Annotated in this window: 14 protein-coding genes; 5 read left to right on the top strand and 9 right to left on the bottom strand. The window is 59.7% G+C overall.

What is annotated here, in order from left to right:
* Nucleotides 1–378: 378 nt before the first annotated feature.
* Together infA and G518_RS34740 are read left to right on the top strand one after the other, a co-directional pair.
* Complete coding sequence (gene infA, locus G518_RS0111305; protein WP_028602643.1) at nucleotides 379–648, top strand: translation initiation factor IF-1; 270 nt, start codon at nucleotides 379–381, stop codon at nucleotides 646–648.
* Nucleotides 649–705: 57 nt separating this feature from the next.
* Nucleotides 706–1,050, top strand: coding sequence for an RNA recognition motif domain-containing protein (locus G518_RS34740; RefSeq protein WP_036594379.1), 345 nt, complete (start codon nucleotides 706–708; stop codon nucleotides 1,048–1,050).
* 95 nt (nucleotides 1,051–1,145) lie between these two features.
* Here the strand turns inward: G518_RS34740 and G518_RS38410 are convergent, their stop codons facing one another.
* Entirely contained in the window at nucleotides 1,146–7,370 is a 6,225-nt protein-coding gene (locus tag G518_RS38410) for an IPTL-CTERM sorting domain-containing protein (protein WP_211231704.1), read from the bottom strand.
* Between the two features lie 870 nt (nucleotides 7,371–8,240).
* Entirely contained in the window at nucleotides 8,241–9,083 is an 843-nt protein-coding gene (locus G518_RS0111290; RefSeq protein WP_028602642.1) for a lytic transglycosylase domain-containing protein, read from the bottom strand.
* Nucleotides 9,084–9,781: 698 nt separating this feature from the next.
* On the opposite strand from G518_RS0111290, the gene G518_RS0111285 reads away from it, so the two are divergent.
* Nucleotides 9,782–14,104 carry a DUF748 domain-containing protein gene (locus G518_RS0111285; protein ID WP_084651699.1) on the top strand — a complete coding sequence of 1,441 codons (4,323 nt, stop codon included), beginning with the start codon at nucleotides 9,782–9,784 and terminating at the stop codon, nucleotides 14,102–14,104.
* Between the two features lie 356 nt (nucleotides 14,105–14,460).
* Nucleotides 14,461–17,514: a DUF349 domain-containing protein gene (locus G518_RS0111280; RefSeq protein WP_028602640.1), complete on the top strand. Its 3,054-nt coding sequence runs from the start codon at nucleotides 14,461–14,463 to the stop codon at nucleotides 17,512–17,514.
* Nucleotides 17,515–17,699: 185 nt separating this feature from the next.
* On the opposite strand, the gene moeA is transcribed toward G518_RS0111280, so the two are convergent.
* The 3 genes from moeA to moaA are packed head-to-tail and all read right to left on the bottom strand — an operon-like array spanning nucleotide 17,700 to nucleotide 20,326.
* On the bottom strand, nucleotides 17,700–19,019 hold the full coding sequence (gene moeA, locus G518_RS0111275) for a molybdopterin molybdotransferase MoeA (protein ID WP_036594412.1): 1,320 nt from the start codon (nucleotides 19,017–19,019) through the stop codon (nucleotides 17,700–17,702).
* Entirely contained in the window at nucleotides 19,016–19,153 is a 138-nt protein-coding gene (locus G518_RS39915) for a hypothetical protein (protein ID WP_156909339.1), read from the bottom strand. The genes moeA and G518_RS39915 overlap by 4 nt, the downstream gene beginning before the upstream one ends.
* A 33-nt stretch (nucleotides 19,154–19,186) precedes the next feature.
* Nucleotides 19,187–20,326: a GTP 3',8-cyclase MoaA gene (gene moaA, locus G518_RS0111270; RefSeq protein ID WP_028602638.1), complete on the bottom strand. Its 1,140-nt coding sequence runs from the start codon at nucleotides 20,324–20,326 to the stop codon at nucleotides 19,187–19,189.
* A gap of 101 nt (nucleotides 20,327–20,427) precedes the next feature.
* Between moaA and G518_RS0111265 the strand changes: the two genes are divergently transcribed.
* Nucleotides 20,428–20,934 (top strand): TlpA family protein disulfide reductase, encoded by a 507-nt coding sequence (locus G518_RS0111265; RefSeq protein ID WP_028602637.1) that lies wholly within the window; start codon nucleotides 20,428–20,430, stop codon nucleotides 20,932–20,934.
* 332 nt (nucleotides 20,935–21,266) lie between these two features.
* Here the strand turns inward: G518_RS0111265 and G518_RS0111260 are convergent, their stop codons facing one another.
* The 4 genes from G518_RS0111260 to G518_RS0111245 form a co-directional block, all read right to left on the bottom strand.
* On the bottom strand, nucleotides 21,267–22,028 hold the full coding sequence (locus G518_RS0111260; RefSeq protein WP_028602636.1) for an SDR family oxidoreductase: 762 nt from the start codon (nucleotides 22,026–22,028) through the stop codon (nucleotides 21,267–21,269).
* A gap of 98 nt (nucleotides 22,029–22,126) precedes the next feature.
* The gene (locus G518_RS0111255; RefSeq protein ID WP_028602635.1) at nucleotides 22,127–23,560 is read right to left on the bottom strand and encodes an aldehyde dehydrogenase family protein; all 1,434 of its coding nucleotides are present in this window, start codon (nucleotides 23,558–23,560) and stop codon (nucleotides 22,127–22,129) included.
* Nucleotides 23,561–23,650: 90 nt separating this feature from the next.
* On the bottom strand, nucleotides 23,651–24,175 hold the full coding sequence (locus G518_RS0111250; protein WP_028602634.1) for an Mpo1 family 2-hydroxy fatty acid dioxygenase: 525 nt from the start codon (nucleotides 24,173–24,175) through the stop codon (nucleotides 23,651–23,653).
* Between the two features lie 124 nt (nucleotides 24,176–24,299).
* A complete protein-coding gene (locus tag G518_RS0111245) occupies nucleotides 24,300–25,016 on the bottom strand; it encodes an alpha/beta hydrolase-fold protein (protein WP_245597957.1) in 717 nt (238 codons plus the stop codon).
* Nucleotides 25,017–25,048: the final 32 nt, after the last annotated feature.

Genomic DNA, 25,048 nt, shown 5'->3' with positions numbered 1-25,048 from the left:
GGCGAGCTTCACTCGTTTCGTAGAAACGTCTACGGATCGATCCCTCCTGACCCACAGCAAGCGCCTTTCGGCCCGGGTTCTCAAGAACCGCTGTGCACGCGTCGGGCTCCTTATTAGAAAGTTAAATGGTTACCACAACAGCCCACAGTATTGGGCGGTACCTTGTCACGCCGATTACCCGTCGCACAGATTCTGGTCTTTACCAGGCGTCGGTATCGATCCGTCGTGGCATGCATGATCGGATTTTTCGTTTCATTCCGCAGTTTTGCAGTGATAGCGGTGCCCAAGTCTATGCAATGGCCCAAGCCCGCAGCATGCTGCTGAACCAGCAAATCGGCTGAACCGCCTTCTCCATTCCCCAATTTTAAAAGGACATTAATGGCCAAAGAAGAACTCATCGAGATGCAAGGGAAGGTAGACGAGGTTCTGCCGGATTCGCGTTTTCGCGTTACGCTGGAAAACGGTCACACACTCGTCTGCTATGCAGGCGGGAAAATGCGCAAGCACCGCATCCGCGTGCTGGCGGGCGATCGTGTATCCCTCGAAATGTCGCCTTACGACCTGAATAAGGGACGCCTTACCTTCCGCCATCTTGAGCCGAGAAATAACTCTTCGAGCAATTCTCGGCCGGCCGGGCCGCGCCGCTGATCTTCATTGCCCCATTTTTAGCAATCCTTTCAACCTAGATTTTTCCCGAGGACTTTTATGAACAACAAACTTTACGTCGGTAACCTTTCCTACAACACCCGTGACGAAGACCTGCAACAGGCGTTTTCGTCTTTTGGTACTGTCAACTCTGCCAAAGTCATCATGGAGCGCGACACTGGCCGCTCTAAAGGCTTTGCATTCGTTGAAATGGGTAGCGACGATGATGCTCGTGCAGCCATCGAAGGCATGAACGGCAAAAGCGTTGACGGCCGTGCCGTGACCGTGAACGTTGCTCGCCCAATGGAGCCACGTAGCAACGACCGCTCCGGCGGCGGCGGCTACGGTGGTGGCGGTGGTGGCGGCTACGGCGGCGGCGCTGGCGGCGGTCGTAACCGTTATTGATTTTTAGTCGCCCGAGTATCGGGCGCGAAAAAGGCCTCTGCGGCCAATGCAGCTCAGTTAAGTCAGAGCAGCGTGGCCGCAGAGGCCTTTTTTCGTTAACGGCTCATGCGTCTTCTGGAACCCCAGCCCATCAGGGCAACCAGCAAACTCATGAGCATCAGACCAAGCTCAGATACCGAAGGTACAGGCTCCACGCGTGATGATCCCCCACCCCCGGTAAGTGATGTGCGCACACATAACGGGTCTCCTGCTGTGCACTGTGCCGCCGGAGTGCAGGTGGATCCACTGCAGTTCGGTGGGGTGGGTGGTGCTTCACACGTGGCTCCGGTGCAGCTGGCAGGTGCCGTGGCAGCGTTCACGATCTGCGACAGGCTTGCTGGCACAGACGCCAACACCTGGAAGGTCACCGTCACAGAAACGCTGGCACCTGCAGAAACCACAGGGAAGCTGATGTTGCAGAGCGTGCCAGCAGTAGCGCCCGCAGCACAAGCCGAGGTGCCGCCACTGACTGATACCCAACGCGTACCGGTCGGTACGACTTCGTTCATGCTGTATCCGGTGACGGGGGTGCCGCCCGTGTTGGTGGCTGTGAGCACGTAACTGACGGTTTGGTTCAGCGTCAAGGGCACCGCAGTTCCCGGTGCCAGCGTTTTGCTGGCTGTGACGCTCGCGCCTGCGGGTACGGCAATGAGCAACTCTGCGCAATGTCCAGGGGCGGCCGGGTCGAGCGTGGTGCAGGCACTTCCAGGCGCCGGCGTGACGCTGTTGTTGAACGGATCTCCTCCACCAGCCACAGACGCTTGGCTAGGTGCTGCGGTTGCCAAAGGAGCCGTGATGCTCATTGGCAAGGGGATACTGCTGGTGGCCCCGTTTGCCAAAGCGGTAGTGGAAGTACAGCTGACGGTCTGCCCAGCCGCTGTACAGCTCCAGTTCCCGAAAGTCTGTGTGCCTGTCCAGCCAGGAACGATCCCTGCTGGCAGGGTGTTGAGAACCGTCATGGTGCCTGTGGTGCTTGCTGCCCCAACGTTGTTCACTGTGAGTGTTAGCACAGCGCCGGTTTGGCCAATGGTCCATGGACCGTTAGCGCTGTTCGTGATCTGCAGTTGCGGTGCGTTAACGTCTCTGACCACGGTGCTGGTGCAGTTGACCGCGTTCGGGCAAACCGGATCGCCTCCGCCCAGAACCGTGGCCGTGTTGCTCACGCTTGGCGCTGCAGCAGCTGTGGGCGTCACGGGAATGGTGAAACTGACGCTTCCTCGTTGTGCCAGGCTAGCTGTTTGGGTGCAGGTGACCTGCTGACCGCTGCGCACGCAACCGGAGGGCAGGGTGCCGATGGTCAAGCTGGCAGGTATGACGTCGATCACGGAAATATCGCCCACCGTCGCAGCGCTTCCTGTGTTTTCAACCCGCAAAACGTAGCTGCCCGCGACGCCAACCGCGAAGTTATCGCTTGCAGTCTTGGTCAGCGTGAGCTGCGGTGCACTGATGGGGGTCGTGACCGAGCCTTGGCAGCGGGCAGGCAGTGAAGCGAGTGGTGTCCCTACGGGGCAGCCAGGATCGCCTCCGCCTGTAGCCGAGGCGGTGTTCTGTATGGATTGACCGTTGATGGAGTTCTGCGCCGTCACGGGGATGGTAAAGCTGGTCGTGCCGTTGATCGCGAGGCTACTGATGGTGCAACTCACGGTTTGCCCGGTGGCGCCGCAACCGGACGGCATGCTGCCAAGCGTCAAGCCTGTGGGTACCACGTCGCTGACGGTGATGGCCGCATTGGTTGCCGCGCCGCCGTTGTTGGAGATGGTCAGAATGTAGTTCGCGCTTTGGCCTACGACCAAGGTGCTGGGCTCAGCGCGTTTGGTGATCAGCAACTGTGGGGCGGTGATGGTGCCGCTGGAGTTGCCTGAGCAGTTGGTGCCGGTGGGGCAGGCTGGATCGCCACCACCTGTCACGGTTGCGGTGTTGTTGGCCGCTTGGCCTACGGCGCTGGACAAGGGCGTGACAGGCAAGGTGTAGCTGACCTGCCCTCCGGTGAGTACGCCAGCAGGCACATCGCAGCGCACCCCTTGCCCGCCCGTGCTGAGGCAACCTGCAGGGAGGGTGCCAATAGCAAGCGTAGAAGGGACCACGTCATCGATAAAGCCAGCCAAAGTAGCGGCTTGGCCGTTGTTGGTGGCCGTGATCACATACGCATTGGGAACGTCTGCCACGAGGGCGCTGTTCTGGAGCGTCTTGCTAACATTGAAACTAGGTGCGTTCACTGGGGTGACCACGGTGCCCTGGCAATGCGGTGCAAGCGTTCCGGTGACCGGGCATTGCGCGTCTCCACCGCCCCTGACGACAGCGGTGTTGGTGGCAGGCGAGCTGACTACTGCAGCAATGCTCACAGGGATTGAGATACTTGGCGCAGACGTGCTGAACAGCAATGCTGCTGTCCGCGTGCAAGTGATGGCAGTGGTCGTGCTGGTACTGCAGTCCCAGCCCGTGCCAGTGGGTAGGCCGGTCGCCGTGATCCCTGGTGGGAGCGTGTCGGTCACGGTGATGGTCCCGCTGGTAATGCTCGTGCCTGTATTGCTCACCAGGAGCGTGTAGAAACCGGTCTGGCCCACCGCAAACGCCGTGGGCGTTGCTGCTTTTGTGATCGTCAGTTGCGGGGTTCCCGCATTGGTATTGGTGACGGTGGCGGATTTCTCGCACGGGACCGTCGTGCAGCTCGTGGTGGCTGGTGGCGTCGCAGTGACCGAATTGACGATGTCGCCCAAGGCAGATGGGGATGCCGTGCCAGTGACGATGATGGCGATTGCAGAACCAGCGGGCAGCGTCACGTTGCCGAGGCTGATGTTGTTACCGGTGCCGTTGGAGTTGACCGTAGCGCCGTTGCAAGCGCCGCCTGCGTTGCCAGCGCAGGTCCATGTGCTGACGTTGACGTTCGCTGGAACGTTGTCGGAAACGTTGACGCCTGCGAGATCGCTGGGGCCGTTGTTCTGCACCGTGACGGTGTAGTTGAGCGCCTGGCCGGGCAGGTAAGTGCCATCAGTGGGTTGCGTGGCCGCTTTAGTCACCACCAGGTCGGCTCTGGGCAAAAAGCTGTTGCTGTCTTGGGCGCTGACGCTGCTACCTCCTGCGGGCGTCGCAGAGGCGGTGTTGACAAGGGGATTCGTGCTCAGCGTGGATGCAAAGCGAACGGGCAGGGAATAGGTCAGCGCATTGCCCGACCCGGCCGTAATGCTGGCCCCCGTAGCTCCGAATGAACTGCCACCCGTTGCGCCCGAGATGGTTCCGCAAATCGCTGAACCTGTAGGGGTGCAAGTGGGCGTTCCAGTCAACGTGACGCCTGAAGGCAGCGTGTCTGTGACGGCGATTCCCGTCGAATCGCTGAGGCCGATACTATTGACGGTGATGACATAGGTTCCCGTGTCCCCGGGCGCGTAGGTCGTGCGGTTGTCGGTCTTGGTAATCGACAGCCGCGAATCCACGATCACCGTGTCGGTGTCCGGGGCAGTGTTGTTGGCGGGATTGGGGTCTACCACCGTGCTGGGAGGAAAAACGGTGGCTGTGTTGGTTATGGTGCCCGTTGCGCTACTTGCGATTTGCGCGTTGACCGTGAAAGTGACGGTGCCCACACTGGCGGGAAGCGTTACCAGGCCTGATATGGGGCCGCTACCACTTGGTGCGGGGCACAATGCGCCTCCGGAAGGGACACATGTCCAACTGGTGAAGGTCATGCCGGCAGGGGGCGTGTCGGTGAACTGGGCGCCAGCCACACTGCTGGGGCCTGCGTTTCGCACGACTACGGTATAGACCGTGGTGCCGCCTGCTGTGACCTGCGAGACACCATTAGTCTTGGTTACGCTCAGATCACCGCTACCAGTGGCTGACAATGTTGCAGACACGGGGTTTAGGTTGCTCGGCCCCTGATTGGAGGTGAGGCTGCCGGCTGGAATGTTGTTGATGAGGTTGCCAGCATCGTTGGCCCGAACATTCACAGTGAGCGTACATACGCTGCCAGCCGTGATGCTCGCGCCGGCGCCTATCAGAGCGACCGTGCCGCTTCCCGCTACAGCGCTGATCGTTGCCGCTGCGGCCGTACAGCCAACGCCGGTGAAAGAGGCGGCGGGTGGTGTAGCGACCACCATGCCGCTGGGCAGCGTGTCGGTGAGTCGAACGCCAGTCAGATTGATGGCGCCAAGGCTGTTGTTAAGAATTTGCAGCTCGAGTTGTGCCACACCGCCCATGGCCACGATGGTGGGGTCGAAGCCCTTGGCCAGGTTGACCGACGGATCCCTGGCAACCAGGACGGCTGAGGCAGCTGCCTCGTTCCTGACGGTTTCGTTGCTGGAAGTGACGGAGCCCACCGCTAATGTATTGGTGGCAGAACCATTGGACAGCGCGGGTGCCGTGACGGGCACTGTGACAGTGCACGAAGTCTGGGCACCGCCCACTCCCGCAGGCAGCACGGCGCCACTCAAGCTCACGCTGCCACCTCCCATAGGTGCTGTGACGGTGCCACTCGCACATGTGGTGGAAGCTGCACCGGCCACCACCATGGTGTAGGGGGCTGTCGGAAGCAAATCAGTGAACGCGAGATTGGTCAGCGCCGTGGCGCCTGCAGCCCGAGTCAAGGTAATGGTGAGAGTAGAGTTTTGCAGGCCGGAAGCGATCGGGCTGACTGAGAACGACTTGGCGACGGTCAGGGCACGGGCCACGGTGATGGCAGCGGTAGCGCTCGAGGTGGTGTTACCCAATGTGGTTACCAACGCGCCGTTGGCTATGGTGTTGGTGCGAGTGGTCAGCGCGGCATTGCCTGCTATGCGCACCGGTACTGTGATGGTGCACGTGCTCGCGGCCGGTATGGTGCCACCGGTCATGGAGATCAGGGTAGCTCCCACTGTGGCGTTTAGCGTACCTCCGCAGGTGGTGCTCGGGGGTGGGGTGATGCCTATGCTGATCCCGGCGCCCATGGTGTTCAGATTGTCGGAGAATGATGTAATCCCGGCGGGCGTGGCGCTGCCGTTTCTCAACGTGATGGTCAGTGTCACGGTGCCGGTTTGTACTGGCGTACCGGAAAATACCTTGCTGGCATACACGTTCCCTACGGGGTTGATCAGCACCGAGGCCGCCACGACGGTGGGTGTTACGACGCCGAAATCCACACCGCTGAACTGAGCTGCTCCGTTGGTGCTGGTGACGGCTGCCCCGCCAGGGTTGTTGGCGGTGTAGTTCACAGTCAGCACACAGTTGGTAGACCCGGAGCCTGCTGGCGCTGCGTTCACGCTGCCACCCGTCAGTGAGACTGCACTGCCCGAAATACTGGGTGTTCCACCGCAAGTGTTGCTGGCAATACCGGTGGGCACAACACCTGCCGGTAGCGTGTCAGTGAAATTGATCGGCATCGCCGCACCGACGTTAAAGTTCTGGATGGTGATGGTCAGCGTGGAAGCGGTGCCGTGAAATACCGGGCTGGCGGCGAAACCCTTGACGATGCGGGCTCCCGTTTGAACTGCGACATTGGCGCTGAATGGTGCGTCATTGCTGGCAGCTGGGCCTTCAGCAGTGGTCACGGCCGCCAGTGGAATGGTGTTGGTGGCCGTAACGCTTTGATAGGTATTGGAGGTGGTAGGCCGCACTTGTACCGTGACTGTGCAACTTGAATTAGGTGCAATCGTGCCTCCTGTCATGGAGACTGAAGTGGCATCGGCAACGGCCGTAACCACTGCACCACAAGTGGTGGTGGGATTGGGCAGCGCTGCGAGTCTCAGTTGCGTAGGCAAATTGTCGGTAAACGCAACGTTGTTGAGTGCAATCGTATTGTTGTTGCGCAAGGTGATCGTGAGTGTGCTTGTGCCGTTGCCATGCGCGACAGTTGGCGAGAACGCCTTGCTCCCTATGACTGGTACGACGCCCATGACAGTCAAACTGGCATCTGCTGCCTGTGCGTTCGCGCCTTCAGAAGAGGTGAGTGCCCCTATGGGAATCTCGTTGAGATAGGTTCCGCCGGATGCCGCAACTACATTGACAGTGAAGGAGCAGACTCCAGGCCCTGTGGACGAGGGCGGTACGGTGGCTCCGCTCAATGCAACAGAGTTACTTCCTGCCACAGCGGTCACCGTCCCTCCCGCACACGTTGTACTGGCGTTGGGTGGGTTGGCGATCAACAAGCCCGGAGGCAATGAATCGACCATGGCAGCGCCGGTTGCCGCGACGGTATTCGAGTTGAAGAGAGAGACCGTCAGCGTGGAGGGTTCGTTGACCGCTGTCGATATGGGGTCGAAGCTCTTATTGACCCCGACGGCTGAGTGTGCGGGGCCGAAAAAAATGAGAGCCAAGCTGAAGGCAAGGAATCTGGGTGATAGTGCTTTCGCGGAAACACGGAACATTCTTGCTCACTCCTGCCATGGGTTTGAGAGATTGACGACCTACGACAGACTCATTAATTCTGTAGAGAGATGAATTAAGAAAATAATCTGGCAGGCGACCACTTTGCTTTAAATCAGATTTCTTTGATTTAATTAATATTTGTGATTTATATGCAGGCCCTATTAATTTTTTAATACGACTTAGCACATGCCAAATTGATTTTAGGTACAAGCTCTTTCAAAGCAAAAATTTTGATACAGAATCTATGACTAACCGTGACTTTGTTCTCGCTAAACGTTTGAGCTTGAGCGCGCAAGTCAATTTACTCGCAGGAATAGCCGCGAGCACGTGTTAGTAGAAACCGAGGGGTAGAGCGGGCCGCTTGGGTGGGCTGGTGTGCACGACACCATGGCGGCGGTGGACAGCTTTTAGCTTGTCGCAGGCGCGGTAGCGCTAAGATTTGATTTAATTCCAATCAAGCCAACTTGCTGTTGGAGTGGAAGAAAATTTAATATACCAACCGAGTTTTTATTCAAAGATGAATTAATACTTTCATGCTCAGAAATGAGGTGCTGAGCAATCGAAATTACAGCGGTAATTTGGGTTTTATGTGCTGCGGCAAGAAACCAAGAAAACGCTGCGCAACCTATAACCGCTATGGGATGCCGATTACCCTGTCAATCATGATTGATTTCAGCGTTCTCGGAATTCGCGATGTAGACTTTGGTGGTGCTTGCAAAGCTTCGCTTAAAGGGAAAGCGAAAACAGCGGGGCGCTGCTCATGGCGCCCCTCCGAGGTAGGTCAGCAAGCCCGGGGCAATCCGCCAGCGCACTGGCTCTCAGGAGAGCGAGGCGACCTTGGTATCCGTGGTATTTGTGGCGTCGACTGGCGGCGTTGCAGGCATTTGCGTGCGCGGCGGTGCGATAACTGCCCGCAAACCGGGTGTGTTGTTTGGCAACGGACGGCCTTTTGCTACCTGATACAAGCGTGAGTGCTCCTGAAGTACCTTCTGAGCGTAGCCACCATCGCTTGGCAAATTGGCTGCTCCCACGTAATAGCGCAGTCCGCCCTCGACCGAGCCGGCACGCGCGATGTAGTCCTGCAGAATCTTAACCCCAACGCGTAAGTTGGTCTTGGGGTCGAAGGCAGCGTATTGGCCGCCGTAATGCATGTACTTGTCAGAATGGATTTCGGTCATGACCTGCATCAGTCCTTGCGCCCCGACCGAGCTTTGTGCAAATGGATTGAAACTGGACTCGACCGCCATCACGGCCAGGATCAGTGTGGGGTCCACCTGGCTACTGCGACCCACGTCATAAGCCTCTGCAACGAGGGCCGCCAGGGGTTCAGGAGCTATACGGTACTTCTTGGCGATCCAGAAGGCCACATTGGCTTGCTCACGCGGCAGCTCGCCCGGATTGGCCGCTGTAGCGCGGTCGATGGCACCAGGCTCGGGCCGGATGCCCGTGGCTGCCACTTTGCGCTCGGTCAGCCACGTGGTGAGGCGTTCCTCGCCCTGTGCACGCAAATCGGGCCGGGTGCTCAGCATGACAATGCCGAACACCACAGCCAAGCCTACCAACGCGAAACCGTTGTGCATGATTTCGAAGAAGCCTTCGGCTACGTCACCGCAGAATGTGCGTATGCCGCGCGCCATGCGGCTGGAACCAGATGCGTTCATAGCATTCCTTATCTTGCCGTCAACGCATCGCCCGAGCCCTGGCGCTTCATCTAAGTGGCCAAGGGGGCGGTGCTCGTTGACGGAGTCGCTTAAGAGGGTGCCCGTACGCGCGCGCCGGAAAAATGACCGGCGCTGCTTGCGTTCTATCTTTTGAACGGGCCTGCCAGGATTGGCAGCAGACCAGGGTATTCCTGGGTTTTGATCGAATGGCGCGATTCTAGAAGCGGTACATATACTCAGTCAATAATAAAGACTTGAGTAAAACCTCTAAATTCGGTATAAAAAAGTCTCAAATTGTGTCCGGAAGCCGCTTGCTGAGGCTCTTTTGGGCATTGAAACCTTCAATCGCTTCCCCCTGCAGATTGATACTTTCATTTGACTGTTTACGGCCTGGAGGTTTAAAGTGAAGTCGTTCGATGCTCTCGGACACTCTAGGCACAAAGGAGCCGTCTGCTGTAGACGATACATCGGAATAGCTACCTTGAGCCAACCCCTGAAGGCAATACCTTGCCTTCTACCGCCTTCCAGGAACATCAAGCTTCCAGGAAGCGGAAAACGGTGGTATTTGACGCTTTTGTCACACCGCCTAAAGGCCCGGCGCTCTCGACTTCAGGTTGAGTCGCTGGGCCTTCTGCCTTAAATTTTTCCTAAAGTTGCACTTGGTATAGCTTTATTTCACATGAGGCGCTCCTGGATGCATGGACAATCCAGCCCTAATGGAAGAAAACGGCTCTAACGACATTTCCCCGCCCAAGGCCCAAGGATTTCTTGCGAACCGCTGGGTTCGCCGAGGGGCTTACACGCTGGGATCCCTGCTGGCTCTTTGGGTCCTGGCCTGGTTGGCCGTGCCACCGCTGGCCAAGTGGCAAGGAGAAAAGATCGCCAGCGAACAACTGGGCCGCCGGGTCAGCATTGGCGCCATAGATTTCAAGCCCTGGACGCTGGAGCTCACCCTACGAGATGTGGCGTTGGCCAGCGCTGACGGAAAAACCCAGCAGCTCACGGTGAAGCGTTTGTACGCAGACGGGGAGCTGGAGTCGCTGTGGAGGCTCGCGCCGGTGGTGGATGCCATCCAGATCGAGGAACCCGTGCTGCATGTGACCCATCAGGGCGATGGCCGCTACGATTTCGATGACATCCTCTCGCGCCTGGCTGCAAAGCCGAAAAAGGAAGATGACGGCAAACCGGCGCGCTTTGCGCTTTACAACCTCGACTTAAAGGGGGGCTCGGTCGATTTCGATGATCAAGCTGTAGGCCATAAGCACGAGGTCCGCGATCTGCAACTGGCCTTGCCCTTCATTAGCAACTTGCCATCCCAGCGTGAGATCAAGGTTTTGCCGCATCTCGCCTTTGTGGCTAACGGCAGTCGCTTCGACTCGACCGCACAGACCTTGCCTTTTACAGATTCTCGCAAGACCGACGCCGTCATGCGTCTCGCGAAACTGGATCTGGCTCCTTATCTTGGCTACATCCCAGCCGGCCTGCCTGTGTCGCTGCGGCTGAAGGCGGCCGTTGTTGATGCTGATCTGAGCTTGGGATTCGAGCAAACACCACAGCCGTCGCTGCGCCTGGGTGGAAGCTTCGAAGTCAGTGGATTGAAAACCGTAGACGGGCAAGGAGCAGATGCGCTCTCGTTCGACACCTTAAAGGTCGAGCTGGCGGATGTACGTCCCCTGGAGCAACGAGTGCATTTGGCATCCGTTGAGTTGAATGGGCCAAACCTGGCTGTGCACCGAGATAAGCAGGGGCGGATTAACCTTCTGGTGGCCACTAACGAGGAAGCTGGATCAAAGGCGATTGCCAAGGCAGAAGTTCCCGCGAGTGCCGCAGCGCCAAACGACAAACCCGCAGCTGGCTGGCAAGTTTCGATCGACAAGTTGGCAGTGCACGGCGGTAAGGCAGGCTTTACTGATGAAATGCCAGTAGAAGGGAACGGGCCCACAGCCAAGTTCCAGCTCGATCAGTTCGAGTTGGCAGTGGATTCAATAGGTTATCCGTTTACCAAGCCGCTTTCCTTCAAGGGCTCTGCCGCACTGGTCGGCGCAGAAGGGCTAACGCCTTTGCTGTCGTCACCGGTACCTGCGCCGCCTGCAACGGGGCGGCGCCAGTCCAAGCCGCCTGTGACGCAAGTGGTTCGCGGAGCGCCCGCGCTGGCGTTCGAGGGCACAGCGACTGACAAGGTGGCTGAAGTTTCGGCCAGCATCGATCGCGTGCCCTTGGCACTGGCGGCTCCTTACCTTGCGCAAGCCATCCATCCCCGCTTAACCGGCAACCTCGATGCCAAAGTGGCCTTGCAATGGGCGGCGCCCAAGACACCTGAGTTGCCGGCGGAGATCAAACTGAAAGCAGAGCGAGTGGCGCTCAGCGATCTGATGTTGACTGACACCAGTGCGGCCGGGCAAGCCGTAAAAAATACAAATGCGGAAAGCCGAAGGCAGTCGCGTGCAACGTCCAGACGAGGCGCTCTGGCCTCGGTGCGCCAGATTGAAGTGGTTGATGCCCAAGTGGATTTGTCTGCCAGAGTCGCCAACCTCGGCAAGCTCACTATTTCCGAGCCTAACGCGGACGTGGAGCGCGATTCTGCCAAGCGCTGGATGTACGAATCCTGGCTGCGCAAGCCTGTTGAAGCGGCGCCTGCACCTACTCCGGACGCGAAGCCGCAAGGAGGCTCGCAAGCTGATGCGCCGTGGAAATTCGCAATCGACGAGTTCGCTCTGAGCGGCGGCACGATCGGTTGGCGTGATGCAGCCACCGCGCGGACGGTGAGGGCTGAGCTGAGCCGCCTCAAACTGGAAGTGCGGCAGCTCAACCTTGACTCTGGCAAACCCATGCCGGTTGCACTGTCCGCTGCATTGGGTGCTGGCCGGGCTGAGCCTGGTCTTATTTCGTGGCGGGGCACTGTAGGCTTGGCGCCGCTCACTGCAAAGGGTGACGTGGAGGCGCAGCGCCTGCCTGTGCACGCGTTTGAGCCTTATTTCGATGATGCAGTCAATATAGACATTCTGCGAGCTGATGCCAGTTTCAAAGGGCAGGTCGCTTTTAGCGATTCGCCGCAGGGACCTCGTCTAAAGCTAAGCGGCGATGCGCAACTGGAAGAGTTGCGAACCCATAGCCGACCTATCTCCACAGCGGGCACTGGCGTTGCGCAGCAGGGCGAGGCGGAGCCCTCAATTCGTTCTGTGGGCGCCAGCGCGGTGGCCGCAGCCGCACAGCCGTCATCCAGCACCCGAGCAGAGACGCGCCCGCAGGTGGGTGGGGTTTCAGCATCACAGGCCTTGGTCGCGCCGTCTGCGCCTGGCGCCGGCACGGCTTCGGCCGGTGGCAGAGGCCTGGGCGAAGAGTTGCTGAGCTGGAAGCTGCTCAAGCTCGCAGGGCTCGACGTGGCGCTGGAGCCAGGGCAGCCGCCTAGAGTGGAAGTTAAAAACACTCTGCTGTCGGACTTTTACGCCCGGCTCATCATTGACCCGAGCGGTCGCATCAATCTGCAAGATCTGCTGAAGTCAGGAAAGAACGACGCTGCCACTTCCGCTAGCACGCCTTTGGCTACGGTGAGCGCCGGTTCAGGAGCCAATGGCATGCCGGCGGCGGGGGAATCTTCGGCTGGGGCTGGGGGGGCGGTTGCCGCATCGGCTCCCGCCTCGGCGCCCGTGGCCAGTGATCCCAATGCCCCGGTGATTCTTTTTGGACCAGTTCAGCTGGTCAACGGAAAAGTGTTGTTTTCAGACCGCTTTGTCCGTCCGAACTACTCGGCTGACCTGACCGAACTGAACGGCAGCTTGAGCGCGTTCTCTTCAATCGCTCCCGCTGGAGCGCCGCAAATGGCTGATCTCAAGATCGTCGGGCGAGCCGAAGGAAGTGCGGCGCTCGAAGTGACCGGTAAGCTCAATCCGCTGGCCAAACCATTGGCATTGGATATCAAAGGTAAAGTGACCGATCTGGAGTTGCCGCCCCTGACACCCTATTCCGTCAAGTACGCAGGACACGGCATTGAGCGGGGCAAGCTCAGCGTGGACGTGTCCTATGCCGTGCAGCCTGATGGTCGCCTTACCGCTACCAACCGTTTGGTGTTGAATCAACTCCAGTTCGGTGAACCGGTAGCCGGGGCGCCTGCAAGTCTTCCGGTGAAGCTGGCTACGGCGCTGCTAGCCGACAGCAATGGCGTGATCGACCTTGATCTGCCGATCAGCGGCTCCTTGAATGATCCTCAGTTCAGCCTCGGACCTATTATTTTCAAGGCCGTGATCAACCTGATTGGGCGAGCCATCACTGCCCCATTCACGCTTTTGGCACGCGCACTGGGTGGCGGCGCAGGCGGCGATGATTTGGCGCAGGTCCCGTTTGCCCCCGGCAGCGCCGCTTTGAGCACGGATACGCGCGAACGACTGGACAAAATTGCCAAGGCGCTTAACGATCGTCCGGCCTTGAAGCTTACGGTGGTTGGCACCGCCAACCTGCCTGTAGAAGCTGACGCCTGGCGACGGGAGCGGCTGAAAGCCTTGGTGGCAGCGGAAAAGCGCAGCGAGGGCAGTGCGGGTGTTGCGGGTGTTGCGGGTGTGGCTAGCCGGCCAGTGGAGGCGAGTTCCTTGCCGAGTGCCGCCTCTGCGCCGTTACCGGCCGCGAGCGCGGCCCAAGGTACGGCTACAAGCGTAGCGTCTGCCTTGGGTGAGGCCGACTACCCGGCACTGCTCAGGCGCGTGTACCGGCGCGCGGATTTGCCGAACAAACCGCGCAATGCCGTGGGTTTGACCAAGGATGTTCCTGTGGCCGAGATGGAAGCGCTTTTGCTGGCCCATATAGATGTGGGCGAAGATGCCATGCGCCAGCTTGCCGTTCAGCGCGGCGTGGCTGTGAAGGACTACTTGGCGAGCAAGAAACTGCCGACGGAGCGCTTGTTTCTGGGGGCTGCGCGGACCGGTGGGACCGCTCCAGAAGGTGCTGCAGCGCCCGCGAGTGCGGCAGGCGGGTCAGGCGAGGTGGCCAAGTGGTCTCCCCATGCCGAGCTGAACTTGAGCGCGAAGTGATCAGCCTTGCGCGCGTGTCTGGAAGTTGTCACGGCCGACGCGCCATGCTCGGCAAGGCCAGCTCGATGCGATGAAAACATCCAATGAAAGTACTCTTTAAAGTGGTCGAAGAAGGCATCTGCCTAATGCCCTTGTTGGCAATGTTCAATAATTGATCCACTTTCCGTATGGGAATGCGCGATGGAGCGGTGAGAAAATGCCGCGTTGACTGCGCTCTCCTGCCCGTGAATTCCACTCCAGCAGCGATGTTGAATGGGTGGTTTCTCACCGCCAGTTTTACTGTTTTAGCCAGGGTTTGTGCAATCCGGCGAAAATAGCGTGTTCGAGCCGCTTCGGCTCCTCTTTTTTTTAGACCTATGTTTCCCTTTTCTCGCGATCACAAAGAACAGCCAGAAGAACCGCAGGCTGCCCCCAAGCCAGCGCCGGAGGTGCATCCGCTTGATGCGCTCACTGGTGGCGTTTTCTCCGCCGCTACTTCGGGTGAGCGCGCTCAGCGCGTGCGCGAGTGGCTGACGACTGAGCCCTCTGCCGATCAGATGCAGGAGGTTTTCAAGGAGCTTTCTGGCAAAGACAAGGGCGCCGCCAAGGCACTGCGTGAAAAGCTCGATGAGCTGCGCCGGGCCAAAGGTCAGGAGGCCGTGGCTGCAGAATGGGCGAGCAAGGCAGAGGCCTTGCTGAAATCCTCACGCCTGAACATTGCTGACGCTCTGGCGTGGCAGCGCGATGCCGCCAAGGCTGGCGCGCCGCTTTCGCGTGAGCCCCTGTCGCTGCTGCGCGCCGAATTGGTCGAGCGCATCAAGACGGTGGAAGATCTTCAGCAGCGCGTGATGGTTCAGCGTGAAGCAGCCATGCTGATGGCTCAGCGCATCGAATTGCTCTCCACCAAGCCATGGCGTGACGCCCAGGCTGCCCAGCCCACGCTCGAAGCAGACGTGGCGCGTTGGCTTGGTGAGGCGCGTGCGCTTCCGCAAGATTCCCAGTGGCTTAGCGTTGATGTGCGCTTTCCGCCGCAACTGGAATCTGCACAAAGCCAGTTGAATGCTGTGTGGGAGGCTTTCAGCGCTGTGCTTGCGCAAGCTGTGATGGCTGCGCAGGACAAGAGTGCTCCGCTGCCCGCCGTACCCGTCTGGGCCGACGAATTGCGTGCAGACCGCGGCGAGTCCGCCGCCCCTGCCGCAAGCGACAAACCCGAACGCCCGGCAAAACCCGCCGTGGCACCAGAGCAGCGCGCAGCAGCCAGCAAGGCTGTAGAAGCTGGCGTCATGCTGCTGGAGCAGGCCGTAAGCAGCGGCAACACCAAAAATACGCACAGCGCCACCGCGGCCCTGCGTCAATCACTGAAGGCCCATGGCCGTTTGATAGACGATGCCCTGGAAGCCCGTGTGCATGGCGCGCTGGTGTCAGCGGGCGAGCTGGAAGGTTGGCAACGTTGGAGCGCAGATAAGGTGCGCGAGCAACTGGTGGCCAAGGCGGAAGCCTTGTTGGTCAAGCGCAAGTTGAAAGGGCCGCGTCCTGCGGCCCCTGAATTGCCAGTTCCTGAAGCGGCTTCCGAGCCAGCCACTGAGCAGGCTCATGAGCCTGCGGCTGAAGTTGCGGCAGAGGCGCCCGCCGCAGAGCTAGCCGCTCCGTCCGAAGCAGCAACCGCAGACGCGGAATCCGCTCCCGCGCAAGCTGACGCGGAAAACACTGCGTCTGCTGATGAAGCGGCCCCTTCAAACGTAGAAAAAGCAGACGAAAAGCAAGCGGCAGCCGCTGCTGAAGCGTACGAAATCGTGCCGGCCATGGGCGGGCGCAAGCTGCAGGAAACCATTCGCAAGCTCCGTGAGGAGTGGAAAGCGACCGATCAGGGTGGCGCGCCCAACCACGGCCTGTGGAAGCGCTTCGACCGTGCATGCAGCGAAGCCCACAAGTTCGTCGAACAATGGCTGTCTACCGTGCGCGCGGAGGCTGCAGCGCATAGAGCTGAGCGCCTGGCTTTGATTGAAGAGGTCAAGGCTTGGGGCGCTAAAAACGCCAGCGCTGGAGAAGGCGCTGATTGGAAATCTGTTAATCGCCATTTGCACCAGTTCTCCGAACGTTGGCGCAATGCGGGCCACTTGGCCGAAAAAGCGTTTGCCGAATTGCAACCCCAGTGGAAAGACGCCATTCACACGGCGGCAGCTCCCCTGGAAGCCGCTCAAAAGTCCAGCACCGAGCGCCGCCAGGCCATGATTGCCGAAGCCGAAGCACTGGGCGCCGCACCAATGCTGCGCATTGACGCTGTCAAGGCGCTGCAGCAACGGTGGCAGGCTGAGGCGCAGACCGTGCCTCTGGATCGGCGTTTCGAGCAAAAGCTCTGGGATGCGTTCCGCAAACCGATTGATGAAGCATTCAACCGCAAAACTCAGCAGCGTGAGCAAGTCAGTGCGGCGATGAGCGCCCATGACCGGGCCGTACTCGACGCCGCCAAGGCCCTGGAAGCGGCCAACGCCAGCGGCGATGGTCAGCGTATCCGTGCTGCCCTGGCGCAGTTAGAGGCTGCCACGCGTGGGGAAGCCGTGGTGACCCCGGACGCTGGCCCTAAAGCCGCTCCTGAGCAAGCTGCCGTCGCCACCGAATCCGCACCAGCGGCTGACGGGCAGGCGGGTGACGCACCGGCGGGCGATGCTCCTGCAGACGACGCTGCAGCGGAATCCGCTCCAGTGGCGGCCGCTCCGGTTGCACCGCCAAAACCGGCCAAGCCTTTGGTCGCCATGCGTGGTGATGACCGTCCTGGCGCTCGGAAAATCGAACCGGCCGCTCCGGCGCGTGGTGGCAAGTTCGGTGATCGCCGAGATGGCCGCCCGGGAGATCGGCGCGATGGTCCAGCGAAAGGTGGCTTTGGCCGCGATTCGCGCGGCCCTGGTGCTCCAGGCGGTCCTGGCGGCTTTGGCGATCGTGGTGGTCGTTTCAATGACCGTCCCGAGCGTGGTCCACGCTTGGGAGATGCTGCTTTCCGTGCGCAACGGGACGCCATGGACCATGCACAGGCCCAACTCCGTAAACTGGCAGCGCAAGCGCACGGTGAGACCCTCACGCAACTGCTGGGCGCCTGGGCTGCACGCCAGCCTGAGCAACTGCCGAGTGCGCAGGAGCTGGGCCGTGGCGTAAGTGGCGGTGCGCGCAGTACCTGGGTTCAAGCCCTGCAAGCTGCGCCGCAAGGCAGCACTTCAGAGCCGTTGCTGCGTCTGGAGATGGCCGCTGAGGTGCCAACACCCGCCGAACAACTCGATGCTCGCCGTGCATTGCAACTGCAGCTTCTGACACGTCGTAATGAGCCAGGTCCTGCGGACACATGGGCAGCTGACGCCGGTAAGGTGCTGGCCGCTCCGCATGATGAAGCTGCGGCGCGGCGTTTGCAGAATGCGTTGAAAGTGTTGATGCGCAAGTAAGCAAGAGCAGGGGGGAAGTTAAAAACTTCCTCGTGCCCTGGAAGCAAAAAGCCCGGCGAGTTGCCGGGCTTTTTGCTTTTCTGATCCCGCGAAATTGACTGTTCCGTGGGGCTTCTGAGCGTCAGTTTGGCGTACTAGAGGGGTTCCGAGCGTCGCAGTCGTCGCCCTTGCTGCCGTCCACGCTTCTAGAGCTCGTTCAACATCAGAACGCTCACCTCTTCGCCCGCCGCTACATCACGCTGCCCATGTGCCAGCACGATCAGGCCGTTAGCTTGCACCATGGATGAAAGCACCCCGGAGCCTTGGTTGCCTGTGGTTCGCACGCTCAAGTGACCATCGGCGCGTTGGCTCACGACGCAGCGCTGGTATTCGGTACGGCCGGGTTTCTTGCGGATGGTTTGTTCGCTTGCGGCCCGAAGCAACACAGAGGCTTCGGGCTTGGCGCCCATCATGCGCAGCAGGGCAGGGCGCACGAAGGCGATGAACGTCACCATGACAGCGACCGGATTTCCGGGAAGACCAAAAAGCACCGCGCTTGAAGGTGAAGGAATTTGGCCTACTCCATCTGCTTGTCTGTCTTCACAGCCTGTAGAGATGTGTCCCACGGCCATTGGGCGACCGGGTCGCATGGCTATGCGCCAGAAAGCGACGTCGCCAAGTTTTTTCATCATGGCGCGTGTGTGATCGGCTTCGCCGGTACTAACACCGCCGCTGGTGATCACGGCGTCGGCGCGGGCCGCAACCTGAGTAAACGCAGCTTCGAGCAGAGCGGGGTCGTCTCGGACAACTCCAAGATCGATCACCTCGCAGCCCAGTTGCTTGAGCATGCCAAAGACGGTGTATCGATTGCTGTCGTATACAGCACCTTCGCGCGGTGCGTCTCCTGCGGAGAGGATCTCGTCACCAGTGGAGAAGTAGGCGACACGTACGCGCCTATGAACCCGTACGTTGCGTAGCCCCAAGCTGGCCAGCAGCCCCAGCGCTGCAGGGCCCAGGCGCTCGCCTTGCTGGAGGGCCGCCTTGCCGGCCATGAGGTCCTCACCGCGAAGGCGGCGATTATCGCCAGCCTTGAGAAGGTCAGCAGGAATGCTGATGGTGTGGCCTTCAGTCCGCGTGAATTCCTGGGGCACCACGGTATCCAGGCCCGGCGGCATGACAGCGCCAGTCATGATTTTCACGCATTCCCCAACGTGAACTGTGCCTTGCCAAACCTTTCCGGCCAAGGCGGTGCCCACTATGCAAAGATTCAGAGGCAGGCCGGGTTGCAACTCCGAGCCGTGGAAGGCGAACCCATCCATGGCGGAATTGTCGTGCGGAGGCACACTCAGGGGGGAAATGATGTCTTCGGCCAGCACGCGGCCGAGGGCGTCGAACAACTCTACTTGCTCCGTCTCCAAGACGGGCTCCACCAATTCGCTCAAAAACGTGCTCACGCGTTCGGTGGTCAGCGCGTGCGGGTCGTAACCCTGTAGTTCCGCCGCGATTTGCGAAATGCTCTTGCTCAAGGCATCTTCTCCCACCACTGCAACTCTGCCAGCGTATGGCCGGGCACAAGCACACGCCCGGAGATATTTTTAGCGATAGGCGCGGCAGAGTCAGGCAAGCCGGGTTTACTCATAGAAAGGAAAGGAGAGCTCATGGGATCACCAACTGCCAGCAGCCGCTTCGAGGCTTAACCGCCGATATAGCTCATCTCCACTCGCCGAGAGCTTTTCTGCGGTGATTTTTCCGGCAGACTGGCCCGCAACTCGCTGTAGCGGTCGGTGCGTCCTTGCCAGATGGCTGAAATAGCCTCTTGAATTTCATCGTCGCTTGCGCCGCCGCGCAGCATGGAACGCAGGTCGTATCCCTGGCCAGCGAAGAGGCAGAGGTACACGCTTCCTTCGGTCGAAAGCCGGGCGCGGTTGCAGTCACCGCAAAAAGCATGGGTGACACTGCTGATCACGCCAATCTCTCCTAGAGCTGGGTCGTATTTGCCATCCAAGCCAGCGTATCCCCAGCGTTCCGCGGTCTCGCCAGTGGTAGTGGGCTCCAGAGGGATCAACGCAAATTCTGATTGAAGTTGGCGCACCACCTCCGACGAAGGCAGCACCTCATCCATTCGCCAGCCATTGGTGGCGCCGACGTCCATGTACTCTATAAAGCGCAGCGTGATGCCCGTGCCGCGAAAGTGCCGTGCCATGGGCAAAATCTGGTGATCATTGGTGCCGCGCTTGACCACCATGTTCACCTTGATCCGATCAAGGCCTGCCGCGCTGGCTGCGTCGATCCCGGCCAACACATCGGCCACTGGAAAATCGACGTCATTCATGCGGCGGAACACAGTGTCATCCAACGCATCGAGGCTAATGGTGACCCGGTTCAGGCCAGCTGCCTTCAGGGCCTTGGCTTTGCGCTGTAGGAGGGCGCCGTTGGTGGTCAGCGTGATGTCGAGAGGATCCCCCTCGAGTGTTTGCAATGTGGCCAACTGCTCGATAAGCGCTTCCAGGCCTTTGCGCAGAAGCGGCTCGCCGCCGGTTAGCCGCAGCTTTCGTACACCCTGGCCAATGAATAGCCGTGCCAGGCGAGTGATTTCTTCGAAAGTGAGCAGGCTGGCATGCGGCAGGTATTGGTGGTTCTTGTCGAACACCTCCTTAGGCATGCAATAGCTACAGCGGAAGTTGCAGCGGTCTGTCACGCTGATGCGCAGATCGCGCAGTGGACGGCCTCGAGTGTCGACCAAATGCCCGGGTGCAAGAAACGGCTGTGCCGCGCGCGGCACATCAAGAGGCCGGCTGCGCTGGTCTATCAGTGGGATCACGCGTTCAGCCATACAGACTCAATTATCCCCGACTACGCATTGACCCGTGATGAACTAGGTCAAGTTGCGCGTCGGCGGTACTATTGCCCTAGTTGACCATCCTGAAGATTGCCATGCCTTTATCTCGCCGCCGCTTTGTTCAAGGAGCCTGTCTCGCTGCGCCATCGCTCGCGGTGCAAGGGCAGAAGCCGGTAGCGGCTCCCATGCCCGCGACGGGTACGGTGCTCCGCCTAGGGGCTGTGCCCTTGCTGGATGGTGGGCGCTTTGAGCCTGCGCAGGCACAGGGGAAGGTACTGGTCTTGTATTGGTGGGCCAGTTGGTGCCCGTTCTGCGCTATGCAGAGTCCAGAGATGCAAAAACTTTGGGATGCGCAGCGGGGGCGTGGCTTGCAGATACTCGCTTTGTCGATCGACAAAAAGCCTGAAGAGGCTACTGCTTACCTGAAGAAAAAGGGCTATACCTTTCCGGCGGCTTGGTTGAGTCCAGCGGATGCTCGCCTGTACCCTAAGCCCGAGGGTCTGCCGGTGACTATCGTGGTTGGGAAGGATGGTCGGGTGGCGCAGACGGAGAAGGGGCAGTTGTTTCCGGAGGATGTGGAGCAGCTGGCGCGTTGGATTTGATTTTTATTGCATTCAGGGTGGTTTACTTCCTCCCCCTCTGGGAGAGGCCGATGCAGGCGCGCCTGCCGACGTGAGTCTCAGAACCCGAGGCTGTGAGCTGGTTTACACCTTCCCCCGCTGGGGGAAGGTGGGGATGGGGGCAAGCGGCGGTGGTTTGTTCGAGGCGCTTGATTACTGTCTTCTGCTCATGGGATGGCCGGCCCCTCGATCTTCGCTTGTCAGCGCGGTCAGAGGGGTGGGATACCCGTTCGGGCCATAGCTGCGCTCGGCCTTTGGGTATTATTCTTTCCCTATTGGGAAAGAATAAATTCAAGACTCTGAATGGCTTGGCTTTACACGCAACGCGCGCCATCCACCTCAATGCACACGCCGCTAATAAACGCAGCCTCATCGCTCGCGAGATAGAGTGCCGCATTCGCCACATCCAGCGCCGTGGAGAAGCGCCCTAGAGGAATAGTCGACAGGAATTTGCCCCGCCGAGCTTCATCCAGAGGCCCACCAGCAAACTCGGCTGAAAGCCCGGTATTGGGGTTGAACACGGGGTTGATGCAATTGACGCGAATGTTGTCCGGGCCCAGCTCAGCGGCCATCGATTTTGATGTAACGATCACAGCCGCCTTGCTGCCGTTGTACCAGGTAAGGCCTGGGCGTGGCCTGACTCCCGCAGTGCTCGCAATATTGATGAAGCTGCCACCACCGGTCTTTTTCATCGCTGGCACGGCATGGATGGCACTCCAATAAATGCTCTTCATGTTGACGGCATAGACCTTGTCGAAATCGGCTTCGCTCACCTCCAGCATAGGGCGGTTGCGATGGGTCCAGCCGGCGTTGTTGATCATGGCATCAAGCTTGCTATTGAGCTGGAGCGTGGCAGCTATCAGCGCCTGCATCTGTGCGCCTTGGGTCACGTCAGCAGCCACGAATGCGGCTTGACCCCCTGCGGCACGGATGGCCGCGGCGACTTGCTCGCCTAGTTGGGCATCGATGTCATTAACGATCAGGCTTGCACCTTCCTCAGCCAGCCGCTCGGCAATGCCCCTGCCAATGCCGCTACCTGCTCCTGTGACGATGATGGATTTTCCTGAAACGCGCACGATGTGGACCTCGTTGAAAAAGGGATGGAATGCGGGGTGGGGTGCTGCAAACGCCTTGGGCGTTCACACCGTCTCAGTTTATGAATTCGTTTTCAGAACTAATCATGCTTGATGGCCACGGTTTTCAGAGTGGTGAACCCATGGAGCGCTTCCAGTCCCTTCTCGCGTCCATACCCGGATGATTTAACGCCGCCAAAAGGCAGTTCCACCCCACCACCAGCGCCGTAGTTGTTGATGAACACTTGGCCGCTTCGCACCTTGCGTGCCATGCGAAATTGGCGCCCACCGTCTGCTGTCCATACGCCGGCCACGAGGCCAAAACGGGTTGCATTCGCCAGCTCCACTGCATGACTTTCGTCCTTGAATGACATGGCTGAAAGCACGGGGCCGAACACTTCTTCTTGCGCCAGCCTATGCGTGACCGGTACATCGGCCAGCAGAACGGGTGCCTGATAAAACCCCGATTCAGGCGCCTGCTCCACGACTACGCCCTGCGCCACCAGCGGAATGCCCGCAGCTTGGGCATCGCTTAGAAAATCCCATACGCGTTGCTGTTGGGTCTGACGGATCAGCGGGCCCACGTCTAAATCCATCGCTGCCGGGCCCACTCGCAGCGCTTCAAATGCCTGGCACAAGCGGCCGAGCACTTTTTCATAGATGGCTTGTTCGATCAGCACGCGGGAACCGGCCGAGCATGTCTGCCCGGCGTTTTGCACGATCGCATTGATAACCACCGGGATGGCGGCGTCCAGATCGGCATCGGCGAAGATGATCTGGGGGCTCTTGCCCCCAAGCTCCAGCGTCACCGGGCAGTGCCTTTCAGCGGCTGCCTGCTGGATAAGGGTACCCACGCTGGGGCTCCCGGTAAAGCTGATGTGGTCTATTCCCGGATGACGCGCCAGCGCATTGCCCACCTCATGCCCATAGCCAGTAACTATATTGATCGCGCCAGCAGGGAAGCCTACCTCGGCGGCCAGTTGTGCCACCCGGATGACGCTCAGGCATGCGTCCTCTGATGGTTTGACCACGCAGCAATTGCCCGCCGCCAGCGCACCGCCCACGCTGCGCCCGAAGATCTGCATCGGGTAATTCCAGGGGATGATGTGCCCCGTGACCCCATGCGGTTCGCGCCAGGTGAAAACGCTGTAGCCCGCTTGGTAGGGCAGAGTTTCGCCGTGCAGCTTGTCGCAAGCACCTGCATAGAACTCAAAGTAACGGGCCAGGGCGGTGGCGTCTGCACGAGCCTGAGTGGTGGGTTTTCCGCAGTCGCGTTGCTCAAGTGCCGCCAGCTCTTCGACATTTTCCAGGATCTTGTTTGAAAGCGCTGTCAGCAGGCGCCCGCGTGCGGCTGCAGACAGGGCGCTCCAGGGTCCCTCGAAGCATTGGCGTGCGGCGCGTACAGCTGCGTCAACGTCGCGTTCATCGCTGCGCTGAATCTCATCGAAGGGCTGACCATCCGATGGATCGATCACCTGCAGGGTTTGGCCCGAAAGCGAGGCGATGGCGCTGTTATGAATGAAGTTGAGCTGCATGTCAGCCATTGTGCGCTGGATGCTCTCGCGTGTTTCAGACCTTTGGAAAGTGCTTGGAGAATATTTACCTCCTCCACGCTCCCAGCCATCCTAGTGCGCGGCGGTGGCTGCTCCCAAACGGGTAGGGCCCACACGTGCCTCGATCTCTTCCTGCAGCTGGCGACGGAAACCGAGGAGAAACAACAATTCGGCGGCAACGAACAGGGGGCCAATCACCAAGCCCATGATGTCGTCGACAAAAGCGGGTTTGCGCCCTTCATAGATATGGCCTACGAACTGGATCACCCAACCCACAAGAAACAAGCCCACGCCAATCCAGAGCCACGTAGCGGTGCTCTGGCGGGCGGCTGCTTCTGCCACCAGCAAACCAATGAATAGGCAGCCAGCCATGAGCAATCCCAGGGGCTTGTCGAGTCGGAGGTAATACAGCGCAGTCAGAACGCTGGCCGCAAAGGCAAGCGTCAGCGGCAGAGGGCCCAGCATCAAAGTAGGGCGTGCCAGCAACACCTGCACGGCTAAAACGATCATGGGAATGCCCACGAAATGGGTGGCAATGTTGCGGCGCTCCCGGTGATAGGCGGCGTAGTTTGCCAATTGATCGACCAAGGTTTTCATGTGGCGCTTCCCTGTTTGAGTGGGTGCTTAGACACTAGGGCGTGTTCACACTAAATTCACCCCCGCGCCGGGGTGAATTTAGTGTGAACACGCCCTAGCATCCTAAGACGGAATCCGCACACGTTCAACCGGGTGATTCCCAAGGTCTGAGATCCAGGAAGCGTTGCCAAAGCTTCAGCCATGGCGCCCATTGGTGACCGCCTGGGGTCACGAACACCCGCTCGGTAGGCAGACCGGCCGCCAAAAGGCGGTGGCTGAAGGCGAATCGGTCGCTCTCTCCATAGCCCAGGTAGAGAGGCATGCGCTCACCTGGAGACGATGCATACGCTCGCAACCAGCGCCAAAGCGCCAGGTCATGCGCATCGGCATTGGGCATCTGCGCATCCCAGGCGGCCAATCCGCCCGCGCTATGAATGGCTGCTGGCAAGTCTCGCCGGCCCAGGAATGGCGCCATGACGAACACGCCATTGATCATGGCGGTGTGTTCGAGGGCAAACAGCAACGAGCCGTAACCACCCAGGGAAATGCCCGCCATCCAGATCCGTTTGTAACCCAGTGCGCGAGCCGGTGCGATCACCTCATTTTGCAGGCGTTGCACGATTTGCTGAGCGGTGTAGTACCCCGTGTGCGCATCTACCAGTTGTAGATCAACCAAGATCTTTCGTTCGCGCACGGCCTGTACGAAGCCCTGATCCACGAAGTCCTGGGGCGCGTCGTACGCGCCGGGTAGTACAACGATCAGCGTATCGGAACGGCGTGCGGGGTCTGCCCGCTCCATCATGCTTTCCATAGGTGTTTTGAGCGGACGTGGCAGCAGGGCGCAGGCAGGAAGGCATGTCAAAACGCTTCCTAGCGCTAGCGCGGCGGTCAATC

This window comes from Ottowia thiooxydans DSM 14619 (assembly GCF_000422885.1).
Classification (GTDB): domain Bacteria; phylum Pseudomonadota; class Gammaproteobacteria; order Burkholderiales; family Burkholderiaceae_C; genus Ottowia; species Ottowia thiooxydans.
This window is presented reverse-complemented; position numbering and strand designations above follow the sequence as displayed.

Bases quoted from the DNA above. Each gene is read 5' to 3' on its own strand.
- G518_RS34740 (WP_036594379.1), top strand. From the start codon at position 706: ATGAACAACAAACTTTACGTCGGTAACCTTTCCTACAACACCCGTGAC.
- G518_RS39915 (WP_156909339.1), bottom strand. From the start codon at position 19,153: ATGAGCTCTCCTTTCCTTTCTATGAGTAAACCCGGCTTGCCTGACTCT.
- G518_RS0111265 (WP_028602637.1), top strand. From the start codon at position 20,428: ATGCCTTTATCTCGCCGCCGCTTTGTTCAAGGAGCCTGTCTCGCTGCG.
- G518_RS0111255 (WP_028602635.1), bottom strand. From the start codon at position 23,560: ATGCAGCTCAACTTCATTCATAACAGCGCCATCGCCTCGCTTTCGGGC.
- G518_RS0111290 (WP_028602642.1), bottom strand. From the start codon at position 9,083: ATGAACGCATCTGGTTCCAGCCGCATGGCGCGCGGCATACGCACATTC.
- G518_RS0111250 (WP_028602634.1), bottom strand. From the start codon at position 24,175: ATGAAAACCTTGGTCGATCAATTGGCAAACTACGCCGCCTATCACCGG.
- G518_RS0111285 (WP_084651699.1), top strand. From the start codon at position 9,782: ATGGACAATCCAGCCCTAATGGAAGAAAACGGCTCTAACGACATTTCC.
- infA (WP_028602643.1), top strand. From the start codon at position 379: ATGGCCAAAGAAGAACTCATCGAGATGCAAGGGAAGGTAGACGAGGTT.
- G518_RS0111280 (WP_028602640.1), top strand. From the start codon at position 14,461: ATGTTTCCCTTTTCTCGCGATCACAAAGAACAGCCAGAAGAACCGCAG.
- moaA (WP_028602638.1), bottom strand. From the start codon at position 20,326: ATGGCTGAACGCGTGATCCCACTGATAGACCAGCGCAGCCGGCCTCTT.